The following is a 15,594-nucleotide window of genomic DNA, read 5'->3' as shown; positions in this document are numbered from 1 at the left end:
CAATTTCCAAATGCAGAACACCCGGATCGAGGCGCTGTCCGGCGGACAAAAAGCGCGGTTGGCGATGTTGGTCCTGCGGCTTAGGAACCCGAACTTTTATCTGCTGGACGAGCCGACGAACCATCTGGATATCGAAGGTCAAGAGGCAATGGAGGCCGAATTGGTCACCCACGGCGCGTCCTGTTTGCTGGTCAGCCACGACCGGAGTTTTCTGAGAAACGTTGGCAACCGGTTCTGGTGGATCATTGGTCGCAAACTTGAGGAAGTGGATAGCCCTGAAGCATTTCTGGAGAGTGAAATGAGCTTTACTAGTTGATCGAAATAACACGCCACGGCGGCCCAGGCACACATTTGCCTAGGCAAAATCGCAAGACGTGACCGGATATCTGACCTGAAAAAGGGTATGTTGAATCGCATCTTCGCTGGCTTGACTCGCAAGCCGGTATGACTAAGTATTACCGTGAAAGGACGCTGCGATGACCGTCAAAACCACACTCAGCTTTACAGATAGGCACCACCAATTTCTCAAGGAAAAAGTGGGTGAGGGGGTGTATGCGTCGGCCTCTGCTGCCGTGGCAGCTGCTGTCGAACGGATGATCGAGGATGAGCAGGCTCGTGAAACTGCGCTTGAGGCGATGGCCGAAGAAATCCGCCGTCGTGCCGCAACTCCGCGCCAGGAATTTGTTAATCACGAGACTGCTTTCGCGACAGCGCTACGTAGACTGGATTCCGCTGAGTGACCTATCGCCTGCGTTACCATCCTGCAGTCTCGGAAGACCTAAACCGGATTGTAGAGATGATAACAGACTACGCTGGACCCCGGGTGGCAAGGCGCAAACTGGATGAGATTGCGCGTGTGGCCCAGGGTTTAAAGACGTTGCCGCACAAGGGGTCGCGAAGGGATCATGTTTTACCAAGTTTACGCGCTATTCCAGCGGCGAAGCGTGCGGTTATTGTTTTTACGATCGACGAAGACTTGCGGGAAGTCCACGTTTTGACGATCACCTATGCCGGTGCCGATTGGATCACGCGGGCCGAAGCCCGGGGGAAATAGCACATATTTCTTTGAAGACTTAACCGAGGCGTTAGTTACACCAGTTACTTTCAATAACCCGGCCATGTCACTTAAGGCTCGGTAGACGACTCCGGCCTGTGGATGCCAATCTGCCACATCGCGGCCTTGAGAGGCCACTACCCGTTCATCCCCACGCGCCGCTGGGCCCGTCAATGCGTGTCGCGGTCCATGAGCAACGACATTTTCCGCTGTGCCTTCCAGTAATTTAGAGTTCAACTGTGGCACGATATGGTCCGCAATACCCGCTTCAGCCCAGGCTTCACGCGCAATGGCTTGCAGTACTACGGCAAAGTTGTTCGAGATCACCGCTCCCGCGTGATATAGGCTCTTTCCTTCGGAGCGGATTAAAAAACATTCCGCCCCGAGCCGTTCCAGCAGAGGTTGCAGGATCGACAAAGCATCGGCGTCCCCTTCCAAACCGCAAAGAGTGCCTCGGAACTGTTTTTTTGCCGTATCGGGGTCAACGAATGATAGGACCGGATGCACACTGGCCAAACGCCAGTTCAGCTTTCGCAATAAGGCCATCTCATCAGCGCAGAGAAATCCGCTGCAGTGAAAGGCCATGGATCGTTCGGCTGAGCGGTCCTTTGCCAAACGCGCTGTAATGAGGTCAGATGCAACGACAGAAATTTGTGTGCGGGGAGACTGTGATAATCCAATGATTGGCAGCTCGCATTTCTGATAAATCAGTTGCGACACGACCCGCGCCCGCCCGCTGAACCGCTTTTTCTGCCGAGCTTTGACTGGCGCTATAAACATCCTGTACCCGGCAATAATCCAACACATTAAACAGGGTCAGCAATGTCTGCCCAACCCGGCTCGCTCCGATCAGGTTTACAGTAAATTCGGACATGAATGCGCCTTCTAAGTATTGGTCTCGAATGGACTATGCCACGCCGAGTGGTCGAAGTGCAGGGGCCGACTGTAATTCGGAGTACGTCGCTACTTGGATGCGTTTAACCTTAGTGGACATTATCGGATCAGACGTCATCGCAGCGAGGCGCTTAACACGTCAGTCTGAATTTGGCAGTTGGCATGGGTCTTCCTTTCGTTCGGTTCACAGTCGCTCCAATATCCTTTTGGCACTGTTTAGATACTCTTGTTGTTTTTCTTGGGTCATTCGATCCCAAGTTCTGTACGCATGGCCCAGTCTGGGATTGCCGCGCAGTAGGTTGGCATTTCGCGCCAGAAAATCCCAATAAAGTGGGTTGAACGGGCATGCGCCATCGCCGGTTTTCTGTTTAACATCGTACCTGCACGAGACGCAGTGATCGGACATCTTATTGATGTAATTCCCGCTTGCGGCGTATGGTTTTGACCCCAACAGACCCCCGTCGGCGAACTGGCTCATGCCGATCACGTTTGGAGCCTCGACCCATTCATAGGCGTCGGAGTAAACGGCCAGATACCATTCGTGCACATCAACCGGATCAATTCCAGCCAACAGGGCAAAATTTCCGGTCACCATTAACCTCTGAATGTGGTGCGCATATGCTTCGTCCCGAGTCTGTACGATTGCGGCTGCCATGCACGCCATATCAGTATCCGCTGTCCAAAAAAACGAAGGCAAAGAGCGGTGTGCGGACAGGTAGTTTGACCGTGTGTAGCCAGGCATTCGCAACCAATAGATTCCTCGTACAAATTCGCGCCAACCTATTATCTGGCGAATGTACCCCTCAACGGCGTTCAAAGGTGCGTGGCCGTCGTAGTAAGCCCGTTCAACGCGCTGACAAATCTCGAGCGGGGAAAGAAGACCTACGTTTAGGTATTGTGCTAGGACCGAGTGGTACAGAAACGGCGCGCCTTTTAATATCGCATCCTGGTAGTCTCCAAATTTTGGCAGGGCATGTTCGACAAAATGATCCAATGCCGCCAAGGCGCCCTTTTTCGTGACGGCAAACCAGAACGGTTCCAGCTTTCCGAAATGGTCAGGGAAGCGTGCTTCTATCAACGCCAAAACGTCCCGCGTGATCTCATCCGGCTCCACTACCAACGGGCGAGGTAAGAAAGAGTCAGTTTTGGCGGGCTTGCGATTGTCGGCGTCAAAGTTCCAGCGGCCACCTTCAGGTTCACCGTCCGACATCAACAGACCGGTTTTGCGGCGCATCTCACGATAGAAGTATTCCATCCGAAGCTGTTTGCGACCTGCGGCCCAGGTTTGAAAGTCATGATGGCTGGCAAGGAACCGATCATCGGCTACCGTTTCCAACCCTTCGCACTGCGCGAACTCTTGGACCAGACGGTATTCTCCGGGCTCGGTCACGATCGTGCGCTTAATTCTTAGATCGTGCTTCGCTCGCGCGATTTCGCTGATCAGACTTTGCGTGTTGTCCGGCTCATCCAATTGAACGTAGCGCACGGTCCACCCGTCCGACTTAAGTTCCGCCGCGAAATGGCGCATGGCGGAAAGAACGAAAGCAATCTTCTTTTTGTGATGTCGCACATAACGAGCTTCCTCCATGACTTCGGCCATCAAGATTGTGTCACGGTCCCGATCACCCGCGCGCAGCGCAGAGATATTCATTGAGAGTTGATCACCAAGCACAACAATCAAAGACGAGTATTGTGTGCAGGAAAGGGGCTCGGTCATGAGGCAGAGGGTAGGGCTTTCGTGCCGTAAGGCGACCCTAACAATACAGCATCGTCTCAAAATGTCCGAAAAAGTTAAGCGTAGAACCCTTCGCCAAGTTTCTCTTTTTCGCTTTACGGCTCAGAATCGACTCTGGGCAAAAAAGCGCAAATTCCCGCATTGAGGGTTCAGACTGATCTGATTGTGTCGGGGTGGGAATAAATAGTCGGATGGAAAGAAGATTGGTGGGTTTTGGGAACTTAAACGCGAGTCGTCCAAAGACGTGCTCAAACGGACTTTGTTGCATCCTCCTGCAAATTTTTATCTATTTTTCAAAGTCATGCAGGTCAGATTGCCAGTTCATTCGACCAACAGCGACTCTTTGATGCTGCCATGGGCAGCCTGCAGTCGACAGCCAGAAAGGCATACAATACGCTTGTCTACATCGAATTCGTTTGTTTTGCCGATGTATTTGACCTGAGGGGCCGTAGCGCAAATTTCGTAGGGCAATTGTCAAAGACGCAACCTATTTTGCACTGTTTGCTACGATAACCCCCTTTGGTCGGTTTTAGGGGTTGATATGTTAAATGGTTCTGCCGTCAGGTCTTTGCGTTCTTTGAATTTTGATCCTGCGCTGGACCTCTATCAAAGCATGCTTCGCGTGTGCGCTATCGTACCAAACAAGGTCGCGCTGATCGGTGACGATCGGGGGTACACGTACGCGGAAATTGCAGATGCCGCCGATAGAATTGCCCTGCATTTGATGTCAAAAGGTGTTTCTCCGGGTGACAACGTGGCGATGATCATGGATCGCACGCCCGAAGCAATCCTAACCATGTGCGGTATCATGCGTGCGGGCGGGACCTTTGTGCCATTGGACCCAGCCTATGACATAAAGCAAGCAGGGTACGTTATTGCGGATTCCAAACCATCCGCGATCCTGTGGGAGGAGCACCACAAGCCCATTGCCGATGAACTGAATTCGAACCGGGTTGCAAGTCTGAATGCGCTCGACCTATTGAATTCTGATCCCGATGAGAAGCGCGACTTTCCGAACAGAACTGGTCTGGATGCGTGTTACATAATGTATACGTCTGGATCGACCGGACAGCCAAAAGGTGTTGTGTTACCTCATCGGTCCATCGTTCGGCTCGGCTTTGATCAACCAATCGGACAAGTCCTTCCCAACGACATAACGTTGGCGAGTTCGACCATTGCATGTGACGGTTTCACTTGGGAAACATGGCCTGCGCTTTTGAACGGAGGGTCGGTCGCAGTTGTGGCCGAGCCCAAGCCGGCATTGGACAAGCTTGCCGCAACTATTTCCCGTCATGGTGTAAGTGTCGCGTTCTTTTACACCGGAATGTCACATCTGCTGATCGAACATCACCTTGATGCGCTAAGCAGTTTGCGCCGTTTTGGTGCGGCGGGTGATGTGCTGTCCCCTTCACATGTTCGTAGTCTCAAAGATGCGCATCCCGGAATCGAAGTCATAAACGGTTACGGTCCCACAGAAAACTCCGCCCTAACCACGATGCACGTCGTCACCGAAGCGGACCTTGTTGGTGGTACAATTCCGATAGGCGTGCCGACTGGTCACTGCGACTGTTTCGTCGTGAACGAAAACCATAACGAACTGGGGGCCGGAGAGGTCGGGCAGCTAGTTGCCGCGGGACCGAGTGTGGCACTTGGCTATCTCAACAAACCCGAACGGACGGCCGAGTCTTTTATTTCAGATCCGCGCCCGACTCACACCGGACAAGTGTACTTGACAGGAGATCTGGTCCGGCAGCGCGACGATGGTGTCTATGAATTTCTAGGGCGTGTCGATCGACAGGTAAAAATTGGTGGTCGTCGCATTGAACTGGACGGAATTGAACATCACCTACGTGAATTGCCGATGATTTTGGATGCTGCGGTTACTTTGACCAAGGCAGATACTGGTGAAAAACGCATAACAGCCTTTTTGAAACCGTCAGGCGATATGCCTGCTGATAAACGCGCCTTCGTCCGCGAGGTTATGGCCGAACTCGGTAGGGCCTTGCCGGAGGGCGCCCTGCCTCGGACGAACCGGGTTGTGGCAGACTTTCCATTAACCCCAAGCAACAAGATTGACCGAAAAGCGTTGGTCGACAGCGTCGAATCGAAGGACTTGGAAAGCAACGGCAACACTGGGCCAATTTTCCAGTCAACCCGAACTCCAATATTCCAATCAACCCGTAAACCGCTAGACGCTGCCGAGATCGCACGAACTATTGCGAAGATTTATGATGAGACATTGGGTTGCGGAGAGTTGGATGCAAGCGCAACATTCTTCGAAGCTGGGGGAACATCTCTGCAATTAATTGGTGTCCATGCAGAAGTGATGAAACGTTTAAACGTACGGTTCGACATTACACTCATGTTCGAAGTCCCGCGTCTGGGCCCTTTGTCCGAGGCGATAGCCGCGATCGAAGTGAGTGGAAACGAGTCGCTGTCGTCTCAGGAGCCAGAACAAGGAGTTGAGGAACGGGCTGACCTGAACTTACCTGAGAATGCAATCGCAATTGTGGGCATGGCAGCTAAACTGCCCGGTTCACAGTCTCTTGATGAGTTCTGGGAGCACATTCAGAACGGCGATAATCTGATCAGGCCATTCTCGTCGGGCGAACTTGAAGATAGCTTCACGCCTGAACAACGTGCATCGGACAGTTTTGTAGCGGCCCGCCCCATCCTTTCGGATGCAGGGATGTTCGATGCCAAGTTTTTTACGATGCACGCCCGTGAGGCGGCAACTATGGACCCGCAAGCCCGAGTGTTCCTTGAGATTTGCTATCATGCCTTGGAAAACAGCGGTCACGACCCGTGGCGGACACGCATGCCGGTGGGCGTATACGCGGGGTCGTCGTCGACCACATATCTGATTCAAAACATATTGGCCGACCGTCAGGCAGCCGAGGCGTATATGTCGAATTATCAGACCGGTAAGATTTCTGAACTGACCGGCAATATTGGGGACTGCCTAGCAACTCGGGTGTCGTACAAGCTGGACCTGCACGGTCCTGCGATGACGGTACAGACGGCGTGTTCGACGTCGCTGACCGCGATTTCGCAGGCATTGTTGGCATTGCGTGCGTGCCAATGCGACATGGCTTTGGCCGGAGGCGTTTCGATCACCTTTCCGCAAAAGCGTGGATACATCGCGCAAGAAGGTGGGTTGTCGTCAGATGACGGCACGTGCCGACCATTTGACGCTGAAGCCAGCGGAACGGTTTTCGGGCACGGTGCCGGGGTTGTTGTATTGCGCAGACTTAAAGATGCCGTTGCAGACGGTGATCACATCCATGCGGTTATTTTGGGCTGCGGTATCAATAACGATGGTGCCGAAAAAATATCTTACACGGCACCAACGGTACGCGGTCAGGCGGATGCAATTCGCCGAGCGCACAAAGATGCTGTAATCGAACCTAAAAGTGTGACTTACGTCGAATGCCACGGAACCGCGACACCTCTCGGGGACCCAATTGAAATTAGTGGGCTGCGTCAGGCGTTCGGCGAAGCAGCTGTCGAAGGGGGCTGTGCGCTCGGGTCCGTCAAAGGCAATATCGGTCATCTGGATGCGGCTGCCGGCGTAACCAGCGTAATCAAAACAGCGCTGATGCTGAACCATCGCAAGATTCCCCCTGTGGCAAACTTCTCCGGTCTGAACCCTAGAATAGAACTGGAAGGTACTCCGTTCCGGGTTCCGAGTTCCCTCTCGGACTGGGTGTCGGATGGACCATTGCGCGCCGGTGTCAGTTCTTTCGGGGTGGGAGGGACCAATGTCCACTTGGTGCTGGAAGAGGCACCGCAAATAGTGCAGGACGCTGAGACTGCTTCCGTTCAAACGGTTGTCATTTCGGCGAAGACGCCGGAAGCCTTGGCCGAGATGAAGGGTGACTTAGCGGATGCTTTGGAGAAACCCGACGCGCCGAGACTGGCGGATGCGGCCTATACCTTGCAAGAGGGACGAGCCGCTTTTGAGTATCGTCAGGCTGTCGCGGGCTCGGATCCTGAAGAGGTCGCCAAAACCTTACGCGCTGCACCCGCTATCCGTAAGCCCGCGATGCAGGGCAACCCAACTGTAACATTCATGTTCCCGGGTCAGGGATCTCAGTACCCGGGCATGGGCAGCGGTCTGTACCAAACCGAACCTGAATTTGCGCAGTGGATTGATAAAGGTGCGGAAATATTACGCCCGGTTCTTGGCTTAGACGTAAAGACAATGCTGTGTTTCGCAGACGCCAGTGACCAGGACCTCGCGCGTGCGTTGCGCGAAACCCGCCTGACTCAGCCTGCTTTGTTCCTGACTCAATACGCCTGTGCAAAGCTGTGGATGGCTCGTGGCATAAGCCCAGCGTCAATGATTGGCCATTCGGTTGGCGAGTTCACCGCCGCCACGTTGGGTGGCGTCATGGATTTTGAAACCGGGTTGTCGATCATCGCGAAACGAGGCCAACTGATGCAGGATCAGCCAGGCGGTGCGATGTTGTCCGTTAGAGCGCCGCTTGAGGCTCTGGAGGATTATCTGGATGATACCGTCGATGTCGCCGCGCGCAATGCGCCTCGTTTAAACGTATTGGCCGGAGACTTTGATGCAATTGCGTCGATTGAAGATCGACTGAAAGAGGCCGGTATCCCGTGTACACGTCTTCACACTTCTCATGCGTTTCATTCACGCATGATGGATCCGGTGTGTGAAGGCCTGTTGGAAGCGGCCACTCAAAAAACGCTGCAACCAACGAAAATTCCATATGTCAGCTGTGTAACGGGCGGTTGGATTTCCGAGAATGAATGCACAGACCCGTCATATTGGGCGACCCAGGCGCGAGCAGCGGTGAATTTTGCGGACGCGGTTTCGACACTCGTGACCGAAGATCCAGTCGCGTTGCTCGAAGTTGGCGCTGGGAACACGTTATCTGCGTTCAGCACCCAAACATTGCCGCGGGATGCCTCGGTTGCGGTGGTACAGTCTTTGCCGGATCACACCCGTCCAGAAACGGATGAAGTCGCGATGGCCGCTGCAATGGGCTGCCTGTGGGGATGTGGCGTCGATGTAGACTGGAACAAGCTGGGTCCGCGCGGAAACCGGCGCGTACCTCTGCCAACTTATCCATTCCAACGCAAACTGCATTGGGTCGATGCGCCAGCGCCTTCCACCGGAGCAGCAACTTCCTCGTCATCCGCACCGACCACGGCAACCGTAAATCCTGTTTCAAGTTTAAGTGAGTTCTCTTCTATGCCGACATCCAATTCACAAGAACAGATTGAGCGCAAGCCGCGCCTGATCAGTGAGATTCTAGCCATTTTGAGCGAAGTTTCTGGTGAAGATCTGGGGCCAGAAGATGCACCGGCAACGTTTTTGGAACTTGGGTTTGACTCCTTGTTCCTCGGACAGGTCACCCAAAAATTGAATGCTGATTACGGGATCGATCTGACATTCCGGCAATTGATGTCCGACTATCCGTCCGCTGAGGCGCTCGTTGATTACCTGGATGAAAGCCTACCCCCCGAAACGGCTGTTCCCTCGGTTGAACCGGAGGCCACACAAACGGTCACGCAAAGCGCTACGGAACCCGTGGCTCCTGCGGTATTGCCACCATCAGTAGTGCCCGCCGCGCCGATTGGTGATGGGTCAGTCGCTGCTGTCATGCAGGCGCAGGTCGCTGCTATGCAGTCACTTTTTGCACAACAGCTTCAGGCTTTGTCTGGAGCTCAGACAGCGGCACCTACTGCTGTGGCCAGTACACCAAAAGTCGAGGCAGAGATTAAACCTGCAGTTCCTGCGCTGCCCAAAAATGCGGCGAGCAAAGGCGCCTTTTCGATTGGACGTGCAACCAATGCAGCCGGCGGCGACCTCACGTCCGAGCAACTGGCCTTTGCGCGGGACTTGGCAACAAGTTACAGCCAGCGGCACGCCAAATCCAAAGAGTATGTACAGACCTACCGATCTGTGATGGCCGACCCGCGCACGGCAGCTGGGTTTCGCGCTGAATGGAAGGAGTTGGTGTTCCCGGTTGTTTCCGATCGTTCTAAAGGTGCGCGCCTGTGGGATATCGATGGTAATGAATTCATAGATCTGGTCAGTGGTTTCGGGCCTATAGCTTTTGGCCATTCGCCGGATTTTGTCATTGATGCTGTATCACGACAGATGGAACGCGGCTTTGCAATTGGACCGCAATGTGATCTCGCCGGCCCAGTTCTGGAACGCTTTGCAAAATTTGTAGGTCATGAGCGTGCTACCTTCTGCAACACCGGGTCCGAGGCTGTGATGGCAGCAATGCGCATTGCACGAACGGTAACAGGCCGCGACCAGATCGTGGTATTTGGCAGTGACTACCATGGCCAGTTCGACGAAGTATTGGTCAAAGGCAAATCACGTGGTGGCGACCCTGCGGCTCTGCCGATTGCACCGGGAATTCCGCGCTCGAGCCTGTCCAACATGGTTGTGTTGCCGTATGGCGCGCCAGAAAGCATCGACTGGATTCGCGAAAATATTGGCTCAGTCGCTGCTGTTGTTGTCGAACCAGTACAGAGCCGGAACCCAAACCTGCGCCCTCAGGAATTTGTGCGTGAACTGCGCCATATCACACACGAAAGCGGTGCGGCCTTGGTCATGGATGAAATTGTGACCGGTTTCCGGGTTGGTGCCCGGGGAATGCAGGGCGAGTGGGATATCCAGGCCGACATGGCAACCTACGGCAAGGTAATCGGAGGCGGTATGCCAATTGGCATGCTGGCGGGTTCAGCCCGGTTTATGGATGCACTCGACGGCGGCATGTGGCAGTTCGGTGATGACTCGGTCCCGGAAGTTTCTCCAACCTTCTTTGCAGGAACGTTCGTTCGTCATCCGTTGATTGTTGCCGCGGTGGACGCAACGCTAGAACATATGGGCACCAATGGGTCCGATCTTTGGCAGCGCACGGCCGCCTGGACGGCTGATGCAGTCGGCAGGATGAATGCCATTCTTGTAGCGCGCGGGTTACCGCAATTGGTCGAAAGCTATTCAAGCTGGTTTGTTCCAAAACTAATGGACTTCGATCCCAATGCCGCCCTGTTTTACCCGCTCATGAAGATGGCCGGTATCCATGTTCAGGTCGGGTATGCCTGCTTCTTTACGACTGCCCATACTGAACAGGACTTCGATGCGGTTGTGAACGCGTTTGAACAATCCGTCGATGCGCTCAGAAGCGTTGGTATCCTTGTCGGCGACGGGAAAGCCAAACCCGTCGCTACAACGCCGGTAGCCAAACCGCCAACCGAAGGTATCCCCCTGACCGAAGCACAGCGCGAAGTTTGGATGACCAGTCAACTGGGAGAGAAAGCGTCGTGCAGTTTCAATGAAAGCGCCTCGTTCCGTCTAACGGGTTCATTGAACCAAGACGCCTTACAACGGGCGCTTAACCGTGTAATTGAACGGCATGATGGGTTGCGTCAGGTCTTTGCCAAAAACGGTGAGACGTTCAACATTGTCGATCCATTCGAACTGCAGCTTACGCTTCATAATCTGAGTGACAAAGAAGATTCAGAGGCTGCGTTGGCCAGCCTCGTGCGCGAAGACTCTTCGATTGAAATCGACTTGATTTCGGGGCCTCCCATACGGTCTTTCGTTGCACGGATGTCGGCGGAAGAACATGTTCTGATCATCAATGCACACCATATTGTATGCGACGGTTGGTCATACAACGTACTGGCTTCGGACCTGGTGGCATTTTACAAAGCAGAGGTTTCGGGTACGCCGGCGAACCTTCCGCCGGCCCCGTCTTTCGCTGCCTATGCCGTCACTCAATCCGGTAAAAATGTGCGACCGGCGACGCGCGCCTATTGGGAAGAACAATATTCAGAACCTACTGAATTGCCGGATATACCAACAGATCATTCTAGACCTGCAATCAAAACATTCTCCGGTGCGACTTGCACGGCGCGCATATCGGGAGATGTCGCGTCAGCGGCACGTAAGGCCGGTGCCGCGCAAGGTTGCACGCTGTTTGCAACGCTGTTTGCCGCGTTGCAGATTGTATTAGGACGGCTGACCGGGTCTCATGATCTGGTCATTGGGGTGCCAACCGGCGGGCAGGCCTTGCTGGACAACAACGAAATGGTTGGTCACTGCGTCAATTTTCTGCCGATCCGCGCCGTTCAAGACCGGAATGCTTCGGTTGCTGACTTTCTGACGCAGGTTCGTGATCAGGTTATGAATGCATTTGACCACCAGGATTATACCTACGGAACACTCGTTCGCGATCTGAATATCGAGCGCACGTTGAACCGGTTGCCGCTCACAGAAGTGCAGTTCAATCTGGAACGACTGGGCGAGGCCGTAGATATGGGCCCGCTTAGCATGACGTCGGCACCCAACCCTAAAACAGCTGTGAATTTCGACCTGTTCTTTAACGTGATCGAACGTCGCGACGGTCTGCGAGTGGATGTCGACTACAACACTGACGTCTATAACGAAGACACGGTGATGCGTTGGTTGAAGTACTTTGAGACAGTTCTTTCCGAACTGGCAGAGGATTCCGCGCGCCCTCTGTCTAAGGTTAACGTTCAGCCCGCCGACGAGCTCGAGTGGATGCTGGAGACTGTGAATCGAACGAGCGAGGCTTTGCCACAGGCGACAACGCTCGACAGGCTAATTTCGGAAACTGCCAAAACTTATCCAAACGCGATCGCAGTTGAGGATAATCTGGGACAGCTCAGCTACACGGAACTTGACCGGCTAAGTGATGCGGTCGCCGCTGACATCCAGGCCCTTGTCCGCGGGTCCGGCGGCCGGATTGCCGTGGCCATGTCTCGGTCATCACAATGCCTGGCAGCTTTGCTCGGCGTTCTGAAAAGCGGCAACGCCTACGTGCCGATTGATCCCGCTCAACCCGCATCGCGGCTGCGCATGATACTTGAGACGGCAGATGTTTCTGCCGTCCTGCACGATCAGGCCAATCTACCCGACTGCGCTGAAGGTCTTGATCTGCCTGAGCTTCAGATGAGTCAAGTAAGAGCGGGTGGCATTCCTTTGATCATCGCAGATAGAGTTGATCCAACGGCGTATGTGATGTTCACCTCGGGTTCTACCGGCACGCCAAAAGGGGTTGAGATCGGCCATCGCTCGGTGATCAACTTCCTGACGTCTATGGCGTACGAACCCGGTTTCGACCCGCAATCGGTAATGTTGTCAGTGACTACAACGATGTTCGATATCTCGGTTCTGGAACTGTTCCTGCCGTTGCTGCAGGGTGGTCGAGTGGTTATCGCGGCACAAGAAGACGTTCTGGACGGGTTCCGATTGGTCGAACGCTTGAAGCGTGGCGATGTCACGCATATTCAGGCCACGCCTACGCTGTGGAGCATGCTTCTTGAAGCTGGGTTACGGCCTGACAAAGGTTTGACCATGTTGGCGGGCGGTGAACCCTTGCCAGCCGATCTCGCAGAGAGGTTGATGGAAAGCGGCGCGGATCTGTGGAACATGTATGGCCCGACCGAGACCACGATCTGGTCTGCTGTTTCAAAGGTTCATTCGGGCGAATTGATTACGATTGGTCATCCCATAGCCAATACCGAATTGCATGTGCTTGGTCCTGACGACCAGCCGTTGCCAATCGGGGCTGAGGGCGAACTGAACATTGGTGGTACAGGGTTGGCGAAGGGGTACTTCCGACGCGACGATCTAACACAAGCAGCATTTCGTGAAGTGTCCCTGAACGGGCACCCACGTCTTTTGTATAAGACTGGCGATGTTGCCCGCCGTTTGGTCGACGGCACAATCCAAGTGTTGGGTCGCAATGATGGGCAGATCAAATTGCGCGGTTTCCGCATCGAGCTTGGAGAGATTGAAACGGCAATGCGCGCGGTGCGCGGCGTTCAGGCGGCCGCCGCGACTTTGCGTCCTTCGCCGCGTGGAGACAAGCAGTTGGTCGGATATGTCGTTGCCGAGCCAGGACATGATCCCAAACCGGAAAGCCTGACTACGGCTTTGGCCGAACGGCTGCCGCACTACATGGTGCCGACTGCTTGGGTATTCCTCAGTAATTTGCCCAAAACCGGCAACGAAAAATTGAATCGCAAAGCTCTGCCTGATCCGGAAGTTGTTGCGACAGTCACCGCATTGTACACTGAGCCCAGTACGCCGACGGAAAAGAAAATGGCAAAAATCTGGGAAGACGCTCTGGGTATCGATCAAATTTCAACGTCGCAAACCCTTTTTGCGTTGGGCGCAGATTCCTTAACAGTATTCCGTATTGCCGCGCGCATGATCGATGCTGATTTGAACGTTGAGGCGAGACACCTATTGGAATACCCCTCAATTGCGCGCCTTGCCGCATTTGCTGACAATCGGGCAGAGGAGGACAGCGCACCGCGCAAACCTTCGCTGAAATCCTATCGTCGTGGTGCCCGCCGGGGACTATAAGCGATTTTCAGAATCACCCGGATGCGAAACGGGTGGCCCTGATATCTTGATCCGGCGTTTTACGGATCCATCGCCATTTGGGCCAGTAGGTACGATTTCGAAATCCACCGTGTCACCAGATTGCAATTCCAATCCAATCTCGGGCAAAGAATAGCCATCATTTGTAACCTCGACCTCGTGAACAGGTGTTCCGTTGTGCAAGATAAACAGGCGCGATGGTTCGGTCTCTGAGGAGGCTTTCCACTGCCCATTCACTATAAATCGACCATCCATTTGTGCAGTAAATCGTTCTATGGCGGTGTAAGGTTTGCCATTGAACCGCGCGGTCGTCACGCCGTCGTCAGTGATGCGAAGAGGCGAAAGATCAGGTGCGCCGCGGTAGCTCGGCCAATACCAATCGATGATTTCCAGCGGAACCAGACCGATGCTGGGGCGTCTGGCAAAGTAGCTCCACGGTGCCTGATTGAACTGGTATCGCGTGTCCGCGTGTACTGTTTGTACTGACAACTCGACTCTCAGATTCTGTCCAATGATCAGAATTGGCGAATCTGTCAGAGTGTTCACAGGATCAATGGGGCGGCCGCGAGCATCAAAAAACTCAGCCACTCCTTTCACTTCGAGCACGCCGCTGCCCCACGCGACGAAAGCTTCACCGTTTTTTCCAAATTCGTAGATCCGCGCTGGTTCAATCGTTTCGCTTGCGACAGGACGGCCGAATGGCAGGAGCTCACGCTGTAGAAACTCAAATGAGTCCGCTGCGGGTTTTCGTTTTTCAGCGTTTTGCGTACGCAAGCCCATATTGGGCCACCAAGGCTCATCCAGCAACGCATACCAATACGCGTCGTTTATCCCGGATGCCGCCATTTGTGTCACCATCAAGATCATGTAATCAGGTGCATCATTCTGATCTTCAAACCAATTGCCGAACTCGGTTACGTAGATAGGGCGTTCTCCACCGTATTCCTGCATCAAGGCCTTCAGACGATTCAGTTCTGGCAGGACGGTATTGGGGTTGTCGCGATAAGGATGCACGGAAATCGCATCGCAGGCTTGCAGGCCGCCCTGACGAAAAAATTCACGATAGAACCCGATCGCAATTGTGTTTAAGCCGCTGCAGATGATCTTGGCATCGGGATGATCCTGCTCCAGGCGCGTGTGTACCGTTCGAACCAGTGCAGCCAGATATGCCGGTGGGTTCTGGGTAAATGGACCTCTGACAAAATCGCTCGAGTTGAATTCGTTCCCGATTTCGATCTTTAAATTATCGACTCCATAGTGGCTGATAATGGCGCTTACCCAGGCGGCGAAACCTTCGCGACCCTCCTTACTGTGCGGCGTATCACCGTTGTCGTACAAAGGATTCCTGTCGGTGATGACGATAAGCGGTACCATACCTTTTTCAATCAGCGGCAACATGTACTTGTCCGCGACCGCAAAATTGTAAACGCCTGGTCGTTGTTCCGCCGTGGCCCACCCAATCTCATCACGAAGGTGCGTCGCACCCAGATCTTGCGCCAGATCGAGGGC

The 15,594-nt window shown here is 54.0% G+C and carries 6 protein-coding genes and 1 pseudogene; 4 read left to right on the top strand and 3 right to left on the bottom strand.

Features of this window, described 5'->3' with window-relative positions:
• The 3 genes and pseudogenes from AC2FLJ_RS21855 to AC2FLJ_RS21845 all read left to right on the top strand — a co-directional run.
• Nucleotides 1-316 (top strand): ATP-binding cassette domain-containing protein (locus AC2FLJ_RS21855; protein ID WP_496699914.1); only part of this gene is annotated, 316 nt, incomplete at its 5' end.
• A 160-nt stretch (nucleotides 317-476) separates the two neighbouring features.
• Nucleotides 477-740: a type II toxin-antitoxin system ParD family antitoxin gene (locus AC2FLJ_RS21850; protein ID WP_113791875.1), complete on the top strand. Its 264-nt coding sequence runs from the start codon at nucleotides 477-479 to the stop codon at nucleotides 738-740.
• Between the two features lie 56 nt (nucleotides 741-796).
• Nucleotides 797-955, top strand: a pseudogene (locus AC2FLJ_RS21845) (type II toxin-antitoxin system RelE/ParE family toxin); the annotation flags it as partial.
• On the opposite strand, the gene AC2FLJ_RS21840 reads toward AC2FLJ_RS21845, so the two are convergent.
• Both AC2FLJ_RS21840 and AC2FLJ_RS21835 read right to left on the bottom strand, forming a co-directional pair.
• Nucleotides 920-1,600 carry a DUF2520 domain-containing protein gene (locus tag AC2FLJ_RS21840; RefSeq protein ID WP_496707644.1) on the bottom strand — a complete coding sequence of 227 codons (681 nt, stop codon included), beginning with the start codon at nucleotides 1,598-1,600 and terminating at the stop codon, nucleotides 920-922. The pseudogene AC2FLJ_RS21845 and the gene AC2FLJ_RS21840 sit on opposite strands and share 36 nt — an antisense overlap.
• A gap of 532 nt (nucleotides 1,601-2,132) precedes the next feature.
• Nucleotides 2,133-3,665, bottom strand: coding sequence for a cryptochrome/photolyase family protein (locus tag AC2FLJ_RS21835; protein WP_496699916.1), 1,533 nt, complete (start codon nucleotides 3,663-3,665; stop codon nucleotides 2,133-2,135).
• A 559-nt stretch (nucleotides 3,666-4,224) separates the two neighbouring features.
• Between AC2FLJ_RS21835 and AC2FLJ_RS21830 the strand changes: the two genes are divergently transcribed.
• Nucleotides 4,225-14,067, top strand: a complete 9,843-nt coding sequence (locus AC2FLJ_RS21830) for an amino acid adenylation domain-containing protein (protein WP_496707639.1) — start codon at nucleotides 4,225-4,227, stop codon at nucleotides 14,065-14,067.
• On the opposite strand, the gene AC2FLJ_RS21825 is transcribed toward AC2FLJ_RS21830, so the two are convergent.
• Complete coding sequence (locus AC2FLJ_RS21825; RefSeq protein ID WP_496707638.1) at nucleotides 14,062-15,483, bottom strand: glycoside hydrolase 5 family protein; 1,422 nt, start codon at nucleotides 15,481-15,483, stop codon at nucleotides 14,062-14,064. The two genes, AC2FLJ_RS21830 and AC2FLJ_RS21825, sit on opposite strands and share 6 nt — an antisense overlap.
• Between the last annotated feature and the right edge of the window lie 111 nt (nucleotides 15,484-15,594).

The sequence above is a fragment of the Ruegeria sp. CDSA034 genome, assembly GCF_059612275.1.
This window is presented reverse-complemented; position numbering and strand designations above follow the sequence as displayed.

What these genes read in the sequence shown, in the direction of transcription:
- AC2FLJ_RS21850 (WP_113791875.1), top strand. Translation starts at nt 477, where the DNA reads ATGACCGTCAAAACCACACTCAGCTTTACAGATAGGCACCACCAATTT.
- AC2FLJ_RS21840 (WP_496707644.1), bottom strand. Translation starts at nt 1,600, where the DNA reads ATGGCCTTATTGCGAAAGCTGAACTGGCGTTTGGCCAGTGTGCATCCG.
- AC2FLJ_RS21835 (WP_496699916.1), bottom strand. Translation starts at nt 3,665, where the DNA reads ATGACCGAGCCCCTTTCCTGCACACAATACTCGTCTTTGATTGTTGTG.
- AC2FLJ_RS21830 (WP_496707639.1), top strand. Translation starts at nt 4,225, where the DNA reads ATGTTAAATGGTTCTGCCGTCAGGTCTTTGCGTTCTTTGAATTTTGAT.
- AC2FLJ_RS21825 (WP_496707638.1), bottom strand. Translation starts at nt 15,483, where the DNA reads ATGTTGCCGCTGATTGAAAAAGGTATGGTACCGCTTATCGTCATCACC.